General features: G+C 39.9%; 22 protein-coding genes and 1 other RNA gene. 17 read left to right on the forward strand and 6 right to left on the reverse strand.

Annotation, left to right across the window (positions count from 1 at the left end):
• Window positions 1-10: 10 nt before the first annotated feature.
• Both glmM and glmS read left to right on the forward strand, forming a co-directional pair.
• A complete protein-coding gene (gene glmM / locus G541_RS0108310) occupies window positions 11-1,366 on the forward strand; it encodes a phosphoglucosamine mutase (protein WP_009550732.1) in 1,356 nt (451 codons plus the stop codon).
• A 227-nt stretch (window positions 1,367-1,593) separates the two neighbouring features.
• Window positions 1,594-3,414, forward strand: coding sequence for a glutamine--fructose-6-phosphate transaminase (isomerizing) (gene glmS, locus G541_RS0108315; protein ID WP_027827126.1), 1,821 nt, complete (start codon window positions 1,594-1,596; stop codon window positions 3,412-3,414).
• A gap of 46 nt (window positions 3,415-3,460) precedes the next feature.
• Here the strand turns inward: glmS and G541_RS0108320 are convergent, their stop codons facing one another.
• Window positions 3,461-3,712, reverse strand: a complete 252-nt coding sequence (locus G541_RS0108320; protein ID WP_027827127.1) for a hypothetical protein — start codon at window positions 3,710-3,712, stop codon at window positions 3,461-3,463.
• A gap of 283 nt (window positions 3,713-3,995) precedes the next feature.
• Between G541_RS0108320 and G541_RS0108330 the strand changes: the two genes are divergently transcribed.
• From G541_RS0108330 to G541_RS0108345, 4 genes are all read left to right on the forward strand, one after another.
• Window positions 3,996-4,322 carry a hypothetical protein gene (locus G541_RS0108330; protein ID WP_009550726.1) on the forward strand — a complete coding sequence of 109 codons (327 nt, stop codon included), beginning with the start codon at window positions 3,996-3,998 and terminating at the stop codon, window positions 4,320-4,322.
• Between the two features lie 141 nt (window positions 4,323-4,463).
• On the forward strand, window positions 4,464-5,330 hold the full coding sequence (gene fba / locus G541_RS0108335) for a class II fructose-1,6-bisphosphate aldolase (RefSeq protein ID WP_009550724.1): 867 nt from the start codon (window positions 4,464-4,466) through the stop codon (window positions 5,328-5,330).
• A gap of 127 nt (window positions 5,331-5,457) precedes the next feature.
• Window positions 5,458-6,135 carry a VIT1/CCC1 transporter family protein gene (locus tag G541_RS0108340; protein WP_009550722.1) on the forward strand — a complete coding sequence of 226 codons (678 nt, stop codon included), beginning with the start codon at window positions 5,458-5,460 and terminating at the stop codon, window positions 6,133-6,135.
• Between the two features lie 17 nt (window positions 6,136-6,152).
• The gene (locus G541_RS0108345; protein WP_027827128.1) at window positions 6,153-6,836 is read left to right on the forward strand and encodes a VIT1/CCC1 transporter family protein; all 684 of its coding nucleotides are present in this window, start codon (window positions 6,153-6,155) and stop codon (window positions 6,834-6,836) included.
• Between the two features lie 143 nt (window positions 6,837-6,979).
• On the opposite strand, the gene G541_RS0108350 is transcribed toward G541_RS0108345, so the two are convergent.
• Window positions 6,980-7,489, reverse strand: a complete 510-nt coding sequence (locus G541_RS0108350) for a DUF1836 domain-containing protein (protein ID WP_027827129.1) — start codon at window positions 7,487-7,489, stop codon at window positions 6,980-6,982.
• A gap of 134 nt (window positions 7,490-7,623) precedes the next feature.
• Between G541_RS0108350 and trhA the strand changes: the two genes are divergently transcribed.
• The 5 genes from trhA to ssrA all read left to right on the forward strand — a co-directional run bounded on the left by trhA (window position 7,624) and on the right by ssrA (window position 11,327).
• Window positions 7,624-8,256 carry a PAQR family membrane homeostasis protein TrhA gene (trhA, locus tag G541_RS0108355; RefSeq protein ID WP_009550717.1) on the forward strand — a complete coding sequence of 211 codons (633 nt, stop codon included), beginning with the start codon at window positions 7,624-7,626 and terminating at the stop codon, window positions 8,254-8,256.
• Between the two features lie 89 nt (window positions 8,257-8,345).
• Window positions 8,346-8,684, forward strand: coding sequence for an ArsR/SmtB family transcription factor (locus tag G541_RS0108360; RefSeq protein WP_009550715.1), 339 nt, complete (start codon window positions 8,346-8,348; stop codon window positions 8,682-8,684).
• An 86-nt stretch (window positions 8,685-8,770) separates the two neighbouring features.
• A complete protein-coding gene (locus tag G541_RS0108370; protein WP_027827130.1) occupies window positions 8,771-9,469 on the forward strand; it encodes a ribonuclease H family protein in 699 nt (232 codons plus the stop codon).
• Between the two features lie 32 nt (window positions 9,470-9,501).
• Window positions 9,502-10,908, forward strand: coding sequence for a L,D-transpeptidase family protein (locus tag G541_RS0108375; RefSeq protein ID WP_027827131.1), 1,407 nt, complete (start codon window positions 9,502-9,504; stop codon window positions 10,906-10,908).
• A gap of 50 nt (window positions 10,909-10,958) precedes the next feature.
• Window positions 10,959-11,327: a transfer-messenger RNA gene (ssrA, locus tag G541_RS10300) on the forward strand.
• Between the two features lie 48 nt (window positions 11,328-11,375).
• On the opposite strand, the gene G541_RS0108380 is transcribed toward ssrA, so the two are convergent.
• The 3 genes from G541_RS0108380 to G541_RS0108395 all read right to left on the reverse strand — a co-directional run bounded on the left by G541_RS0108380 (window position 11,376) and on the right by G541_RS0108395 (window position 14,848).
• Window positions 11,376-12,515: a site-specific integrase gene (locus G541_RS0108380; RefSeq protein WP_027827132.1), complete on the reverse strand. Its 1,140-nt coding sequence runs from the start codon at window positions 12,513-12,515 to the stop codon at window positions 11,376-11,378.
• Window positions 12,516-12,959: 444 nt separating this feature from the next.
• Window positions 12,960-13,100: a hypothetical protein gene (locus tag G541_RS10555; RefSeq protein WP_155824572.1), complete on the reverse strand. Its 141-nt coding sequence runs from the start codon at window positions 13,098-13,100 to the stop codon at window positions 12,960-12,962.
• Window positions 13,101-14,074: 974 nt separating this feature from the next.
• Window positions 14,075-14,848 (reverse strand): LexA family transcriptional regulator, encoded by a 774-nt coding sequence (locus G541_RS0108395; protein WP_027827134.1) that lies wholly within the window; start codon window positions 14,846-14,848, stop codon window positions 14,075-14,077.
• 441 nt (window positions 14,849-15,289) lie between these two features.
• On the opposite strand from G541_RS0108395, the gene G541_RS0108405 reads away from it, so the two are divergent.
• The 3 genes from G541_RS0108405 (at window position 15,290) to G541_RS09800 (ending at window position 16,886) form a co-directional block, all read left to right on the forward strand.
• Window positions 15,290-15,481 (forward strand): helix-turn-helix domain-containing protein, encoded by a 192-nt coding sequence (locus G541_RS0108405; RefSeq protein WP_027827135.1) that lies wholly within the window; start codon window positions 15,290-15,292, stop codon window positions 15,479-15,481.
• 83 nt (window positions 15,482-15,564) lie between these two features.
• Entirely contained in the window at window positions 15,565-16,560 is a 996-nt protein-coding gene (locus tag G541_RS10505; protein ID WP_081654813.1) for a phage regulatory protein/antirepressor Ant, read from the forward strand.
• A complete protein-coding gene (locus tag G541_RS09800; protein WP_035163290.1) occupies window positions 16,560-16,886 on the forward strand; it encodes a hypothetical protein in 327 nt (108 codons plus the stop codon). Before G541_RS10505 ends, G541_RS09800 begins: the two co-directional genes overlap by 1 nt.
• On the opposite strand, the gene G541_RS0108420 is transcribed toward G541_RS09800, so the two are convergent.
• Window positions 16,883-17,092 (reverse strand): hypothetical protein, encoded by a 210-nt coding sequence (locus tag G541_RS0108420; RefSeq protein WP_027827136.1) that lies wholly within the window; start codon window positions 17,090-17,092, stop codon window positions 16,883-16,885. The genes G541_RS09800 and G541_RS0108420 overlap by 4 nt on opposite strands.
• Before the next feature lie 120 nt (window positions 17,093-17,212).
• Here G541_RS0108420 and G541_RS0108425 point away from each other — a divergent pair, with 120 nt between their 5' ends.
• From G541_RS0108425 to G541_RS0108435, 3 genes are all read left to right on the forward strand, one after another.
• The gene (locus tag G541_RS0108425) at window positions 17,213-17,407 is read left to right on the forward strand and encodes a helix-turn-helix domain-containing protein (protein WP_027827137.1); all 195 of its coding nucleotides are present in this window, start codon (window positions 17,213-17,215) and stop codon (window positions 17,405-17,407) included.
• A 91-nt stretch (window positions 17,408-17,498) separates the two neighbouring features.
• A complete protein-coding gene (locus G541_RS0108430) occupies window positions 17,499-17,822 on the forward strand; it encodes a DUF771 domain-containing protein (RefSeq protein ID WP_027827138.1) in 324 nt (107 codons plus the stop codon).
• An 82-nt stretch (window positions 17,823-17,904) separates the two neighbouring features.
• Window positions 17,905-18,129: a hypothetical protein gene (locus tag G541_RS0108435; RefSeq protein ID WP_027827139.1), complete on the forward strand. Its 225-nt coding sequence runs from the start codon at window positions 17,905-17,907 to the stop codon at window positions 18,127-18,129.
• Window positions 18,130-18,219 lie beyond the last annotated feature (90 nt).

Genomic DNA, 18,219 nt, shown 5'->3' on the forward strand with positions numbered 1-18,219 from the left:
TAAATGAGTTATGAAGTATTTTGGTACAGATGGTGTCAGAGGGATTGCCAATAAGACGTTAACACCGGAATTGGCCTTTCGTTTAGGTCGGTGTGGGGGTTATGTTTTGACTCAGCACGCTAAGGATGATAAGCGTGCACCTCGTGTTTTAGTAGCCCGTGATACCCGGATTTCTGGACAAATGTTAGAACAAGCACTAATTTCAGGCTTACTTTCTGTGGGGATTGAAGTCTTTTCATTAGGGGTGATTACGACTCCTAGTGTGGCTTATCTGGTTCGGTTGCAAGATGCTGATGCCGGAATTATGATTTCAGCTTCCCACAACCCTGCTGAAGACAACGGAATCAAGTTTTTCGGGGGCGATGGCTATAAGCTGTCAGATGACCAAGAAGAAGAAATTGAAGCCCTCTTGGAAAAGGAAACCGATGACTTACCACGGCCACAAGCTGAAGGTTTAGGGGTTCTCAATGATTATCGTGAAGGGGCTCTTAAATATACACAATTCTTAGAACAAACGATTCCTGATGATTTAGAAGGCATGCGGATCGCGGTTGATGGGGCCAACGGTTCTACGTCTGCCTTAGTTTCACGTTTGTTTGCTGACCTCAATGCTGACTTTGAAACAATGGCGGTTAACCCTGACGGTTTGAATATCAATAAAGGGGTTGGTTCAACCCACCCAGAAGCACTGGCTAAATTTGTCTTAGAAACTGAAGCCCAAGTTGGGGTGGCGTTTGATGGTGATGGTGACCGGTGCATTGCCGTGGATGAAAAGGGCAATATCATCGATGGTGACAAGATTATGTACATCTGTGGGAAGTACATGAGTGAACGTGGACGTCTGAAAAAGGATACAATTGTAACAACTGTGATGTCCAACCTAGGCTTGTACAAAGCCATGGAAGAGCATGGATTACACTCGGTTAAGACTAAAGTAGGTGACCGGTATGTTGTGGAAGAAATGCGTAAGAGTGGTTACAACGTTGGGGGCGAACAATCTGGTCACGTGGTCTTTTTAGACTTCAATACAACTGGAGATGGGATGCTGACAGCATTACAATTGCTCAATGTTATCAAGCAAACTGGCAAGCCACTTTCAGAACTAGCAGCTGAAGTGCCAACATATCCTCAGGAATTAATCAATGTTAAGGTGACCGACAAGAAGGCTGCTTTGGATAATCAAGCGATCAAAGATGTTATTGCTGATGTCGAAAAGCGGATGGCCGGTGAAGGTCGGGTCTTGGTACGTCCTAGTGGGACACAAGACTTGCTTCGGGTCATGGCGGAAGCTAAAACTCCAGAATTGGTTCATGATTATGTCAGTGAAATTGTAGCCGTTGTTGAACGCGAAATGGGCGTTAATTAAGTTCATTTAGAATGATTATTGGACTGGGTGAGAACAAAGTTTTCATCCAGTCTTTTTGTATACAATGAAAATAAAACTAGACCAATAATCTAGACCAATCTTTAAAAAGGTTGACACAGATATCTATAAATTGTATATTATTGGGGTCGCAAGCGGGTGATTATCGCTTGTATTGAACTAGACCAATTTTGGATATGGTTAATATATAGAAAAGGAAACGATAAGATATGTGTGGAATTGTAGGAGTTACAGGTAGAGAAGATACTGTGGAAATTTTACTCCATGGTTTAGAAAAGCTAGAATACCGGGGCTATGATTCAGCAGGAATCTATGTTAGTGATGAACAAGGCGCTGACTACTTAATTAAAGAAAAAGGTAAAATTGCCGATTTGCGGGCAGAAATTGGCCCTGAAGTGCACGGGTTAGCCGGGATCGGACACACGCGGTGGGCTACTCATGGGATTCCTAATAAGGATAATGCCCATCCTCATTTTTCAGCGGATAAGCGCTTCTATCTGGTTCACAACGGGGTAATCGGTAACTTCAAACAGTTGCGTGAAGAATACCTCCACGATGTTGACTTTAAGAGTGAAACAGATACTGAAGTCGTTGTTCAATTGATCGGTTACTTAGCTAAAAAGGACCATCTTGACGCCAAGGCTGCTTTCAAGAAAGCAATCAGCCTGCTTGATGATTCTTCATCATATGCTTTTGTCTTGATGGATCGGGAAGAACCAGGCAAAATCTTTGTGGCTAAAAAGAAGAGCCCACTCTTGATTGGGATTGGTGAAGGCTTTAATGTGGTCTGCAGTGATGCAATGGCAATGCTTAACGTAACCCATGACTTTATTGAACTAGAAGACGGGGATGTAGTTGAAATCACTGCTTCTAAAATCAAGATCGAAGACGAAAATGGTAAGTCAGTAGAACGTAACCAATTCCATGTGGATGAAGACGCTTCTGCTTCTGACAAGGGTGCTTATGAATTCTATATGTTGAAAGAAATTGATGAGCAACCAGCAGTAATGCATAAGTTACAGGCTGAATATTTTGATGAAGCAGGAAACGTGCAGATTGACGAAAAGTTACTGGCAGAAATGACCGCGGCTGATCGTTTATACATCGTAGCTGCTGGGACTAGTTATCATGCTGGGTTAGTTGGTAAGGAATTATTCGAAAAGATTACCCGGATCCCAACAGAAGTTCACGTTGCTTCAGAATTCGCTTATAATCCACCATTGCTGGCTCCTAAACCATTCTTTATCTTTTTAACGCAAAGTGGGGAAACAGCAGACAGCCGGGAAGTTTTAAAGCAAGTTAATAAGTGGGGCTACCCAAGTTTGACCATCACTAATGTGCCAAACTCCACTCTTTCACGCGAAGCTAGCCATACATTATTATTGTATGCTGGTCCAGAAATTGCCGTAGCTTCAACTAAGGCTTATACAGCACAGATTGCTGTGGAAGCAATCTTGACTAAGGCTTTAGCTGAATACCAGGAATTAGAAACGGCCACTAGTTTTGATGTTAAGAGCGAACTGACTAAAGTGGCTAATGCTATGCAAACAGCTGTTGACCAAAAGCATCAAGTGGAAAAGTTGGCTGCCGACTACTTAGCTACGACTAGAAATGCCTTCTATATTGGTCGGGCAATTGACTATGATGTGGCCATTGAAGCTGCTTTGAAGTTGAAGGAAGTTTCTTATGTGCAAACAGAAGGCTTTGCTTCAGGGGAATTAAAGCATGGGACAATTGCGTTGATTGAAGAAGGTACTCCGGTGATTGCAATTATCACAAATAAAGCAACTGCTGCTCATACTCGGAGTAATGTCCAAGAAGTGATTGCTCGGGGAGCTAATGTAATTACCATTGTAGCGGGTGAATTAGCCCAACCAGGTGATCAAATTGTTTTAGAAGATGTGCACCCATTGTTGACACCACTAGTTTCTATCGTTCCAGCACAGTTGCTGGCATACTATACAAGTAAGAACCGAGGCTATGATGTAGATAAGCCCCGTAACTTGGCCAAGAGTGTTACAGTTGAATAAGCAAAAAAGGAAGTTGAGTTATCAGCTTCCTTTTTTGCTTATTCAACTATTCGTAACGTTCACGTAAGATGTTAATCTCAAAGTTTAGGACCCGTAAACAGAGATAGCAGATGGAACTGTCTAAGAAAAAGATGACTAATAAATATACAGGAATAATATACCAGTAGCCAGTTTGGAGCATTAGGGTCATCAAAGGGCTGAAAACAGATTTATGTTTAAATAATAACTTGATTGCATAAATAATAGTGGCAAAGATCCCTACGCAGAGACTGAACTTGAATTGTTTTTTGTTAATCATAAAAACTGCTCCCTAGTGAATAATCATACATTTATTGTACCAGGAATTATTTCAGGAGAATAATATAAATTTATGTTTATTACATTGACAGCGCTTTCTTTAAGGGGTATAGTATAAAGCGTAGGAGGGATAGCCGTGATGGTTACTCTCTTTACGAATCAATTCTCTTTCTCTCTTATGCCAACCACTGTACTTGTACAGTGGTTTTCTTTTTGGGATGATTTTGGTTTGTTATCAAAATAGGTATAATAGATGCAGATAAATGCTGAGGAGAGGTTAGATAATGCAGAGTGAAAAGAAACTAAAGAGTCATGAAATTTTGACCCTAATTGAGGAAATAACCCTTAACGATGGAGAAAAGTACTATGAAGTTTCGAATATGGTTCAAAATGGGCGGGCTGAGCTAGCAGCTGCCCGCGGATACATCAAGCAAGTTCGGATCCTCCAGTTGAATATTCCCCGATCACAAAATGTGATAACATATGAGCGGTATATTAATGAAAACTTTTTCATGCCGGATGAAAATCTGGATCATTTTGAACGCTGGAAACGGACGTCGGAAATGGATGAAATCGTTGAAAAGATTCTTCGCGAAAATCATATTGCTTAATAAACCTGATAAAAGCGGATAAATTTAGTTGTTTGTAAGCATCTTTTGTAAATTATTCTCTATTTTCAAAATAATTGTGGTAGAATGAACATGTACTCATTAGAGTAAGTTTAGATGTGAATTTTTTTAGGAGGCTGTTTTATGTCAGTATTCGTAAACGGTAATGCTATTTACCAAGCTGCTCGTGAAGGTCACTACGCAGTTGGTGCATTCAACACTAACAACTTGGAATGGACTCAAGCTATTCTTCAAGCTGCCCAAGAAACTAACACACCTGTATTGATCCAAGTATCAATGGGTGCTGCTAAGTACATGGGTGACTACAAGTTTGTTAAGACTTTAGTTGAAGAACAAATCCGCATCATGGGGATCACTGTTCCAGTTATCATGCACTTAGACCACGGTAACTACGAAGCAGCTAAGGCATGTATCGAAGCAGGCTATTCTTCAGTTATGTTCGACGGCCACGACTTGCCATTCGAAGAAAACTTGGAAAAGACTGCAGAAATCGTTAAGTTAGCACATGCTAAGGGCATTTCTGTTGAAGCCGAAGTTGGTTCAATCGGTGGTGAAGAAGACGGTGTTGTTGGTGAAGGTGAATTAGCTAGCGTTGAAGAAGCTAAGCAAATCGCTGCTTTAGGCGTTGACTACTTGGCTTGCGGTATCGGTAACATCCACGGCCAATACCCAGAAAACTGGAAGGGTCTGCACTTTGACCGCTTACAAGAAATCGCTGAAGCAATCGACACTCCATTAGTATTGCACGGTGGTTCTGGTATTCCACAAGAACAAATCGAAAAGGCAATCAAGCTTGGTATTTCCAAGGTTAACATCAACACTGAAAACCAATTGGCATTTGCTGCAGCAACTCGTAAGTACATCGAAGCTGGCAAGGACCAAGAAGGCAAGGGGTACGATCCACGTAAGTTACTTGCACCAGGTAAGCAAGCAATCGTTGATACTGTCAAGGAAATTATTGGCTGGTTAGGTACACCATCAGTTAAATAATTATTGCTAGCAGTTGCTAAAAGAGTCGTTTTTAAACGACTCTTTTTTAATTTGCTCTTGTAATTATCAATGATTAATTTATAATTTGTAGTAGATTATATTTTTTATAAATTAAGGAGCGGGATGTATGGGCAAAGAGAAAAGCACTTTAGCAGAAAAAATTAATGTTCTTCGAGCTGCTGTGATGGGAGCCAATGATGGCATTATCTCTGTTGCCGGAATTGTTTTAGGGGTTGCCGGAGCCAGTATCAGTAAATGGGGAATCTTGATCTCTGGTCTTGCTGGCATGTTAGCTGGATCAATTTCGATGGCGATGGGAGAATATGTGTCGGTACACTCGCAACGTGATGCACAAATTGCAGCTGTTGCGCGAGAGCAACATGCACTAGATACAGATTTTTCCGGCCAAGAACAATTTTTAAAAGATAAATTGTTACAAACGGGGATCAGTTCTCATTTGGCGGAGGCGGCAGTGGCAGAGATGTTAGCCAAGACGCCTCTGAAAACAATTGTACGCGAGAAATATGGTTTTGACTTAGAAAAGAAAATCAGTGCTTATGCAGCTGCATTAGCATCAATGATCGCATTTCCAACTGGGGCGGCCCTGCCATTATTGGCCATTTTGATTATTCCAACTACATATCGGATTTTAGGAACGATGGTAGCAGTGGTTATTGCTCTAATTTTGACTGGTTATTTTGCCGCTGTTTTGAGCCATTCCAGTAAGTTACACGGGACGATCCGCAACGTGGTATCAGGAATGTTAACGATGTTTGTGACCTACTTTTTGGGTAGAATGTTCTAGCAGCTAGGAGGATTAACATGAAAAAAGATGCGGAAAAGACAATGGAAGAAGAGATGAACGCGCTTCGGGCGGGAGTGCTTGGCTCAAATGACGGAATCTTGTCCGTGGTGGGAGTGCTATTCTCAGTCGCAGCTGCAACAACTGATAGATTTACGATTCTGCTGGCAGGCTTATCTGCTTTGGTAGCGTGTGCCTTATCAATGGCAGCTGGGGAATATGCTTCGGTTAGTGTGCAGCGTGATACTGAAAAAGTGGCGGTGGCTGAAGAAAGACTCCGTTTGCAGAATGATCCTACTCAAGAACATAGGGAACTGGTTGAATATTATGTGGACAAAGGAGTTAGTCACCATACGGCAGTAGCAATTGCTGATGAGTTATTGGCAAGTGATCGCGCCTTAGCAGTAATGGTCAACGTTAGAAATGGGTTTGAGTTAGACCAGTATTTAAGCCCGTGGGCTGCTGCTTTCTCATCACTGTTCTCAGCAGCGCTGGGCGGAATTTTTCCCCTGGCAGCAATGCTTTATGCTCCGGCAAATTTACGGTGGCAAACAACTATCTTGGCTGTGGTAGTATCAGTAGCTTTGACCGGGTTAATCAGTGCTAAGTTGGGAAAAGCCAATATGTTCCGCGCTATGCTCAGAAATATTGTGATCGGGATTATCACGATGGCAATTCACTATTACGTTGGCCAATTAATATAGAAAAATATGAGTAGGAATAACTTTTGCTCGTATTTGTGGTTTGGACTTGCAGTTATTTTTCTGATATCTGTGAGCTATTTAATGAATAAAAACGAGGCTAGAAGAAAGTTTTGCTTTCTTCTAGCCTCGTTTTGCATATACGGCTATCCTTGGGGAAGGTCGCTGATAAGCTTCTCACCAATTTTTTTGTATAAAACAGCTTGGATCGCGAATTGTTCTACAACGGGAATGGAGTCCTTAGGAGAAATGTTGCTGATGTCATCATCGACAATAGTGATCGTTGAAAGGAGCTCATTAAAATAATTAGCAAAGTGATCATATGCAATTGCACTGCCGTACTTAGCCTTGGTAAATTGAAGACCTGTTCGGACCGTATCAAGAGCATATACTGTTTTGAGCAAACTGATCACTAGCAATTCCGCCATATGTTCAGCTTGGTATTTCTTTTTGAGGGGTTTAGACATAATCTTCTTTTTTACATAGCTATTAACCATCGAGGGGGTGATTTTATTTCCAGTCAAAGGCTCAATATAACGATTGCTGAGACTGACTAATTGATCCATATACAAATTAAAATCTGGGAATTCGTGCCACAATGGCAATTGATGTTTCTTAAGTTCAGTCAAGATAGTTGTAATATTGGTTTCAGGCATGATCTTTACCTCCGATATTCTTAGTTAATATTATACCACCTTAATTGAGAGTAAAAGTTTATTATATTAAAGTTCCCTTGAACTAGATTTAAAAACTAGATATAATAAACTTAAAAAATAAAGAGGGAGATAGGATGCTAACAAAACGCGAGCAAATTATCAATGAAGTTTGGAGTGCCATTACCCATGGAGTAGGAGTGGCATTGGCGATTGCTGCTTTAGTACTTTTGGAAATTAAAGCGGCTGGCAATCATGCGCCCCTGCAAGCAACTGTTTTTGCTGTTTATGGGGTAACGTTAATTTTATTGTTTTTATTTTCAACGCTATTTCACAGCTTGTACTTTACGCGGGCAGCACGATTTTTTCAGATCCTGGATCATTGTAGCATCTACTTATTAATTGTTGGAACCTATACACCGTATTGTTTGCTTGCTATCCCGGGGCTGAAAGGGATCGTCATTTTGATCATGATTTGGAGCTTGGGGATTGGTGGTGCTCTTTACCATATTATTGGTAACAACCGGTCACAAGCAATCGAAACATTAATTTATATTGGAATGGGGTGGCTGTGCCTATGTGGTGGACGCCAGTTGTTCCAATCTTTGGGAATGACTGGATTATTGTTACTAGTTAGTGGGGGTATCTTGTATACAGTTGGTGCTTGGATATATAGTCGCAAGTGGGGGCGGTATAGTCATGTGTTGTGGCACTTATTTGTACTAGCAGGGGCTACTAGCATGTTTTTTTCATTATACTTGTATATTTAGGGAATAATTCATTATATTTGATATTCATTGCTTTTAATGATACATTTCAGTTGGGGTGTAAGGATAATATTCGAAAGGAGTGTGTTACTATGCCTACAGTTAATGCCAGCATTACCAGGGATGAAGCATTGAATAACTTTGTTGATAACTTTGATATTATTAATGCTCTAGCTGACCGCAACCGCCAACGAATTATTATTCTGCTTTTCCACCATATGGATGATGGAATGACAGTGACAGAAATCACACGGCAAATGTCAATTACACAGCCGGCAGTGTCGCACCATTTAAAAATTCTTCGCGAAGCTAATTTGGTTTCGTTTAAGAAAAATGGACTGCAAAGTTTCTATTACCTGACTTTAGAGCAGCCATTATCGCGTTTAGAAAAAGTTATTCACGATCTACATCAGGAAGTAGCTGTAGAATGATTATCACTACTAGAGATACTAAAGTCCCCGCATTGGTTAGCGGGGATTTTTTTAGTATAATAAATTTAAAGAAATGAGGTGGAATGATGGCACGAAAATTCTATGCAGTTGCTCGTGGGCGGAAGCCAGGAATATATCTGACCTGGTCTGAATGCCAAGCGATGGTTAGTGGTTTTCCTAAAGCTAGCTATAAGAGTTTTAGCAGTAGAGCTGCAGCAGAAGCCTGGCTTAATGGCGCTTCGCCAGAGAGACCGACGCCATCTAAGAAGCAACCGGCAGTGCTAGCTAAGCGACCCGGAGAGGTGTTCGTATATACTGATGGTGGTTCACGGAACCATGGAAACGTAAAGGGGCAGCACGTCAAGGCAGATGATAAGGCTGCCTGGGCATACCTGATCATTCTCCCTGATGGTCAGCATGTTAGTGATACTGGGGGCGAATATGGGAGCACCAATAATCGGATGGAGATTATGGCACTGGTAGCTGCCCTGACTAGGTTATTAGAATTGGGGCAAAAAGATGCCCCGATCACCTTGGTGTTAGATTCACGCTATGTGCTAAACGCTATTGAAAAGGGCTGGCTACAAAGTTGGCAACGACGCGGTTGGCGCAAGAGCGATGGTACGCCAGTTCTAAACCAGCCTTTGTGGGAAATTGTCAGTCAGCTATTGCCACAATTTACCCACTTGCAGTGGTCATGGACTAAAGGACATGCAAATAATAGTGGAAATGTTTTTGTTGATCAGTTACTGAACAAGACGATGGACCAAATGGCATCTTATTGAGATAAGTGCCGATAAAAAGGAATGATTTTAGTATGAAGCGAACACATCGTAAACAGACACGGAGTAACATATGGGTATTACTGGTAGCATTAGTGATTATTGTTATCGGCATCGGGGGTTTTGTGATGAACCGCCACCAACGTACACATTTCAACCGTAGCGTCAAGATCAATGGGATCGACGTTGGGGGGCTGACTGCAGATGAGGCATTGGCACGTTTGAAAAAGGTACAGTGGAGTAATCAAGTCTACGTAGGTCAGACCCTCATAGTGACTGGGAAAACGACAAGTGCGCATATTTCACAGGCAGATTTACCAGCACTAGAGAAAATTATGCAGCAACAATATAGCTTCTTTCCCCATAAGGTAAACCATAATTACCACCTCCAACCACAACAAAAGAATAGTTACCGGGAGAATGTTTTACGCCAAGCTCTACAAACAAAATTGGAGCAACTAAATCAAAAACGAAATCCGGCCCAAGATGCATATGCTCAATTAGTAAATAATAAAGTGACGGTTGTTCCTGCGCGAAAGGGTAACCAGTATAACGTTGCTAAGATCATGCAGGAGTATGATCACCAACTATATCAAGCAACGATTAGACTTAAAAAGAAAATCGTGCAACCTGTAACGGCAACAAGTGCAACTGTTAAAAGGCAACAACGTAAGCTGGATAGATTGGTCGATCGCCAAGTTGAATATACAGTTGTGGATAAGAAGCATACTATCACAGTGGCGGATGCATTTAGCAAGGTTACTTATCATGATGGTAAGTATGATTATGATGATGCCCCGCTACGTAAGCTCATTACCAAGATTAATAATGAGCAGGGAACTCTGCATAAACGCTATGATTTCACTACTCCAGGTGGAAGCACTATAACCGTTCAAAATGAGTCCTATGGGTGGGAGTTGAGCACCACTAAGGCACGTAAGACCCTTTCTCAAGCACTACTAACCGGGAAAAAGCAAGTAGACGGTCGGCAAGATATTTATGGTTTAGGATATAATACTGGTGGCTTGGGCTATGGTTTAGATAATAATGGACTGGGTAAGACCTATGCAGTGATTTCGATTGCTGAACAACGTGCTTGGCTGTACCGGGATGGGCAGATGGTGCAGAGTTTCCGAGTAGTAACGGGAAATCAGGCAACGCATGAGGATACGCCAACAGGAGTGTACTACATTATGTATAAGCAATCGCCGTCAGTTCTGCGGGGTTATGCTGCTAACCGTGGAAAGTATGAGCAGAAAGTAAGTTACTGGGCACAGTTTACAGACAGTGGTTGCGGTTTTCATGATGCTGGTTGGCGGAAAGATTGGTCACCTAAAGCATATTTGAATTATGGTTCAGGTGGTTGTGCCAATACCCAACCAGCTGAGATGGCTAAGGCTTATGGAAATTTAGTTCAGAATGAACCAGTTATTGTATACTGAGTAAATTTTTTGGTGCTATTAATTATCTATGCTATAATTAGTAGTATTACGGGGATGTTATGGATTCGACAGGTATAGGTCGAGCCTAAATTGCGTTTGGTAGGTTGCGACTACCTTAAAACGCTCAGTTAAATATAACTGCAAAAAATAATAACTACTCTTACGCAGTAGCTGCCTAAAAACAGCTTAGCGTAAATCCACCCACGATCGTCCATATTGTGGTGCTGGGTTTTATACTAAGTGGACTACGTTTGCTTACTTCCACCTGCAGTAGCAAAAAGAGATCATCAGGATAGTTAGTAGTGTTAGCCGGGTTGTGTGGCGGAGCTGCTAGCGAAATTTAAATAACATGACTATGAACGTAGAGGTTTAGGTGGCGATATGCTTGGACGCGGGTTCGACTCCCGCCATCTCCATACAACTTCCTTATTTTATAGGCGTTTCAGCGGTATTATGCCACCAAAATGTCACCGAGGTACTGAATTACTTCTTTTTAGGGGTAGTTCAGTATCTTTTTTTGTATCTAATTCATCTAAGATTTGCTCGATATGACTATCAGACTTGGATTTTAATTCTTCAAGCATATAAGCATATTTTCTGGTTGTAGTTGTGATGTCAGAATGACCGAGGCGCTTAGAAATAGCATAAATATCAACGTTGTTATATAACAGCATTGCTACATGAGAGTGCCTGATGCTGTGAAAGTGATATGACTTTTTTTGGATATTGCATTCTTTTAAAAGCTCACGGAGTTTCTTATTGACAGCCTCTGAAGTAGGAACAGTGCCAAATTTGTTTTCAAAAACTAGTTCTTTATTGTTTGACTGCAACGATTTTAGGATATCTAGCAAACCTTGGTTAACTCTGATTATTCTCTTAGAGCTGGCATTTTTAGTGTCTTTAAAGGTACGAGTATGGTAATTCCAAGACTTATTTACAGTTATCGTTTTCCAGTTAAAATTAATGTCATTCCAGGTTAGTGCGGCTATCTCTGACAGCCTGAAACCAGTATAAAAAGCCGTTAAAATCATGTACCGACTTGTATAGCTAGGATCCATTTTTTCCTTGCATTTATCAATAACAGCGTTGATTTCATTCATATTTAAATAGTCAACAACCATGGTTCGGTCTGCATTCCATGAAAGTTCGATATTATGTGTAAAATCCCTGGGGATAAGATTGTCATACATAGCTGAGGAAACAACCGATTTAATAATTGAATGGACTTTCTTAACTGTCACTTTTGCATGCGTTTCTCCAAATTTATTTATAAATATCTGGTAGTCACGCCTGGTAACTTTATCGATTTTTTTGTTTCCAAAATATTCTTCTAGATTTTTGTAAATTGAGTCATAAAGCCTAGCGGTTACGACAGCTATTTTATTCTTCTTATATATTTCAAACCACTCTTTGAAGTATGCTGCGAAAGAGATGTTTTTTGCTGAGATCGTCCCGTTATCTTTCTGTTCTTCAATCGTCCTTGCCCACCGTTTGGCCTCAGGCTTAGTAGAGAAACCAGCTTTAGTTTTGTAGTGACGCTTGCCGTCATCGTCATACCATGAAATTCGCGCTTGCCATTTTCCATTCAATTTACGATAGCTTGCCATTTTATCATTTCCTTAGAATATACGTTCGATTCAATGCATTAATACAACCCCCGAAAAACGGGGGATGGACTAGTAAATATCTGATTTTTTATGACATCAGGACGTTGGTCATGGTTTCACTCCTCTGATAGATACTTACGACGGCTAGTAATTAATTGTTCCAAGTCGTTTAAATCATCTAGGGTAGCCTTGTTTCTGATGAAGCTCCTAGCAGTGCCCCTAGCTGATAAATAGGAGCGATGCGCTCTATTTTTTTCATTCCATTTCTTAGTCGCTTTTTTCTGAGATAAACTTTCAACCATTATAAAAATAACCACCTTAACAATTTAATTATGATAGCCAGTAAGATAGCTACACCAGCCCATGCATAGTATTTCTTTTCTTTTCTAGTCATAGTATAATGTATGGCAAAGAGGTAAGGCTTTACGTCTTACCTCAATTAAATTAATGCTTTAGAAGAATTTTGATAGCATCGTCGATTGCTTTTATCAGCTCTGTTGCAGGTACTGCCCAGGCACCTATCATTGCGTATTTAGCAATTTTTTCAGATGTTTCAGGATTCTTCTTTTTATTTTTCTTTGCCATACTTTTCATCTCCTTTCTATATTTATATTATAGTTCATGAACTAGTAAAAGTCAACATATTTAGAAAGCTTTTTAGAGAGTAGGGTGGATAGCTGAATATAGTTGTATGGTATAATAAAAAGCAGATGTTGGGTTGCTTGCTACCACATCTGCTTTAAGGTCTGAATTAATCATCGAAGATTAATGTTTTCGCTTATAGCGATTTTTAATCTCGTCTGAAATTAAGTCAGATATAACACTTGCTAGGATGGTTAAGCCTAGCGTTATTAAATTAGGTATCAAGGTTTCACCTCGATTCTGGTACAAGTTAATCTTTATGTACCAGAATTGATTGTACATGATAGCAAAAAAATATTCTATAGGCATCAATTGACAATATCGATGTGGTATATGTATAATTCAGTTGGTATCAAGGTTTATATCTCGATTGAAGATTGGTTATCTTCATAAGAATGCGGTTGGTTACCGTATTGATTGTCTATACCGTCCCTTTCTGTTCTCGTCGACAGAAAGGCTTTTTTATTTGTAACGATTCGATAATTCCGAACAGTTGACTATTGCATTTTATGCAACAGTCATAAAAAAACGCCTTCCATTCCACACTAGGTAGAACAAAAGGCGTTTTCCGCAACAGTCCCCGTAGGGATCCTGATGCTAGCTCCATACATAGTCTACCATAATATGGTAAGATAGATACATGACAATCCCTTCATAACCGAATTGACGGCGGGTAAGTCCCGAATGTGAAGGTTTTTATTTTATATTTGCTACTTGTGAAGGATTAACGCTGGGTTCCCGAATGGGAGTAGTGCAGTGCACTGCATTAGAATTCCTATGCGCCTGGGGTGGCAGATAGCTTATAAGCACTAAAAAGTTCTATGGGACGCCATAGAGCTTTTTTATTTTCTCTGGAAAATACACACCGCTACAAAACGTTGGTATAGTAGGGCTGGTTTATTTTCTCTGAAAATACACTAGATAACCACCACCCCGATGACCTTAAAACTGTCATCAGGCTTAACTATGATGTCAGTGTACTTCTTATTTAAAGAGATCAGACGGCAACTATCTCTGTCGCCATCGAAAGCAATCTTTTTTACATAAGCGTTCCCATTCAATTCAGCAATCACAATTTGGTTGTCCCGTACTTCTTCAGTACCCTCAACCCGTTTAACGTAGATAATCTGCTCATCAGCAAACATAGGCTCCATAGAGTCGCCGTTGACCCGAACAGCGAAATCATAGACAGGGGGCTGTTCAGAAACGGCTACATGGTTATGTTGTTCTTCGTCAAGCCATTCACCAGTCCCAGCAGAAACAGCGCCCAGAACGTCAACAGTATATGTACGTTGCATTTCATTAATAGAGTGGATGTTTTCCTCACGCCACTGATCTTTAAGCTGAGTATCGGCGTAATCAACGACCTTGCGTTTGCGGGGGAGTGTGAGGCGGGAGAATTTACTATCCAATCTAATCTTTAAGCCTTCATCGTTTTGTTCACTTATTTCTTTAAATCGTGGATCAACGTCAGATTTCAAAACGTTGAAAAAGTCAGCCAATTTTTGCACATTCCGAGGGGAAGGCAATGCTATACCGTTAAAATATCCAGTTAGAGTACTTGCTGGAATACCAGTTTGGCGAGTAATATCTACTTTCTTTTTCCCAGATAATTGCAATAATTCATTAAGAGTAGCAGCGATTATTTTTTTATATTCTTTATCTTGAGGCGTCAGTTCTGTTCGAGCCATTATAATTACCTCCTTATTTATATAACCAATATTATCATAATTCGGTTTAATTTGAAAAAAATATGGAAAAAGCATTGACTTTCGGTTTAATACGAAATATAATAATACATGTAAGGTTGATTGATACCTTGTAAATCTAAGAAAGGAGAATAGGAGCTTTGAAAAAAGGTCAAAAAAAAGACCAAGAAAAAAGTTCTAAGCGTGAAACGATAATCTTCTGGATTGCGGTCGGGAATTTTATCTTAACGCTAATAGATAAACTGATTTCTTGGTTTAACTAAAACTTAGGGGCTTAGGCCCCGGGTTTTAGTATACCTTGAATGGCTCGTGATAGACAATGAAAAAGATAGACAAACAAGACATAATCATTGCGTTGCTAGTGGCAACATTCTTATTGAATTTGATAGACATAGTATTTTTTAAGTAAGAGGGTGATGTGAAGTGCCAAAGATTTCTGTAAGAGCAGCGAGAGTCAATGCGGGTATGACATTGAGAGAAGCGGCAAAGTTGTTAGGTATTAGTTATCAAACCTTATCTGATTATGAAAATAACGAAGATTTAATCCGATTGGGTACAATCAAAAAAATGAGTGAAGTTTACGGGATCCCCGTAGACTACATTTTTTTGAAATAAAATTTCGGATTAAACTAAAATAAAAATAAGAAATTATTTTTTGAGTTTTTATTTCGGATTAAAAAGAAAAAGGAGGCTACATAATGAATAATTTGGTGATCATGCACGACCAACAAGCTGTAACAACTAGCTTGATTTTGGCGGAAGCATTTGGAAAACAACATAAACATGTTTTAGAGGCAATTAGTTCAAAAATTAACTCAGCCGAAAATTCGGCTCAGTACAAAAAGATGTTTGCAGAAGCAACATATACAGATAAAAGTGGTAAACAAAATAAAATGTACTATCTCAATCGTGATGGATTTACATTCATAGCAATGGGATTTACAGGACGTAAAGCAGATGAATTTAAACTCAAATACATTGACGCTTTTAATCGAATGGAAGGACAGATTAAACAACAGCCACAATACAAGTTACCACAGACATTCAGTGAAGCGCTAATTGAGTTGGCTAAGGAAGTCAAGAAAAACGAAGAACTACAACCAAAGGCAGATAAATATGACCGTTACCTCAGTTATAAAGGACTGATTACTATTACCGAGATTGCCAAGGAATACGGCATGAGTGGGAGAGAGTTAAACCAGTTTTTGCATGAAAAGGGGATCATCTTTAAAAAAGGTAGTCAGTGGTTTGTCTATCAGAAATATGCAGAGCTGGGATTAGCAAGTTACGAAATTTTTATGCCAGGAGATCGGGAAGTAAGACGTTCGTTGAAATGGACAACTAAGGGCGAACAGTTTATCAGAGATTTATTGGAAGCAGAAGGGATCATGCCAGTGCTTGAAAGACCAAGTCAGATGACATTCCAAGAAGCAGAAGTAGAGTATGACGGCGAGTATTACACCGCCAGCAACATTGCTTACTACCTGGGATTAGGTCAGGAGTGGATCCTAAAAATTGGCGAAATTGCCAATCGGTTGCACATCAAGCCAAGATTCACCGACAGCAATGCATATTGTCACAAGATGTTAGATGAAAATGGGTTTATCCGCTGGGAGTATACCATGCGGGGAGCTGCGATGATTGAACAAGAGATTAACAAAATTATGGCACTGAGTGAGGGGGCTACAAAGTGATGGATAAAGATAGAACTATTGAAGAATTTAAAGAGATGACCGACGAAATTAATGATCCGATGGATGAAGTGGCACGGATCATTATTGAGACAGATGAAAAGAACCCCAAGCTCTTAGCAGTAGTAACACAGGATGACTGCGAAACTGCGCCAGAGCTTAGGGTTCGGATGAAGCCGGTGTATGATCTGCAACCGACTATTGTAATTGCCAATAAAAAATATAGAGAAATCAATATTGTCAAAGAATCTGGCGAATTGATTGCATCTATATCACCCGAAGACATTATTGAAGCTAAAGGATATCGGGTTGAGATGGTGGATGATTAGCCAAGATTGTTATTGCGACTTTTATCAGGCTTGGAGACAGGAGTATTAATACCGTTCATTTTACGAACAGAGTAATTTTTATAGTTTCCGTTTCTTATTTCATTAACAAATTGGGCACGAGTCATGTCATGACCTTTGAAATTATCGTGAAATGTTAAGTTTCTCCCCGATTTAGATTCGCTAGTTACAGAAATACGTTTTGGCATTTAACCACTCCTTAGTTGAATTTGTGAATTTTTTGGAGGCTAAATTCACAACAGTTATTATACCACGATATATAGTAGTAAATTCCAAAAATAACACAATATTTAGTGGAGGTGAGTGATGTGTGGAGAAAGTTAGAGAAATTGCTAGAAGAAAGAAAAATGAGTAGGTATCGGTTAAGTAAACTGACTGGATTGAGGGAAAGTACGTTACAAAGTTATAAAGATGGTTCAGAGCCATCATTTAAGAATATGTGCAAGATTGCCGACGCCTTGGACGTCAGCTTGGACTACTTCAGAGAGGAGGAGAGAAAGTGACAGCGCTAGGAATCATCATTTTTTGCATCATCGTAGCGAGTGCGTACTCGTTGCAAGAGTGGTTACGTCATTAGGAATAGGGGGCGATGATATGCAAGCGTTAAAAGCTGAAGTAGTGATTGAAGTCCCTGAAAATATGGTTCTTGTCGATAAAGTCGAATATCTGAAGTTAAAAGAAAAAGACTATATCGGTAAAACTTGGACGATTGCGGACCTAAAAAGAGAACTCAATATCAAGAAAAATCAAGCATGGATTACGGAGTGTATTTTAAAACCGAATATCAAGGAGATCAAAGATTGGTGTTTCCTGAAAGAGGGAACGGGCGGAAGAAGTGCCACTGTCATTTTAGCCAGCAAAGCTAAAAAGTGGTTTGACGAAAACTGGGGCCGAATTGATTGGAGTGAGAAGTTATGAGAAGTGTACGTGCGTCGATGATTTAGACGATTTCAGAGAAAAATACAAAGACAGATTTTAGAAAAAGGCGAGTGAAGGCGCTATGGAAACAATTAAAATTACAGCTCATCAAGAAGAGCAATTGAAGTACGAGCTGGGAGATTTGCTGTACAACAACAGCAAAGATGGATCAACACCAGAAGAGATCGATTTGATGATGTGTAATTTCGAGAACACAGTCAATGTATGTGAAATCTTGTTTGGTGGCGGATTAGATATCAAAGAATTACTTAAGGAGTATGACCCAAACTATGAAAAAGAATGGTAGATACAGACGGCTACAAAACGCCTATGGGGTAGTTATAATTGCCCAATTCATAACAATACTGATTTTATCAACATGGTTTAGCAGAACGCT

This window comes from Ligilactobacillus saerimneri DSM 16049 (genome assembly GCF_000423265.1).
GTDB classification, from domain to species: domain Bacteria; phylum Bacillota; class Bacilli; order Lactobacillales; family Lactobacillaceae; genus Ligilactobacillus; species Ligilactobacillus saerimneri.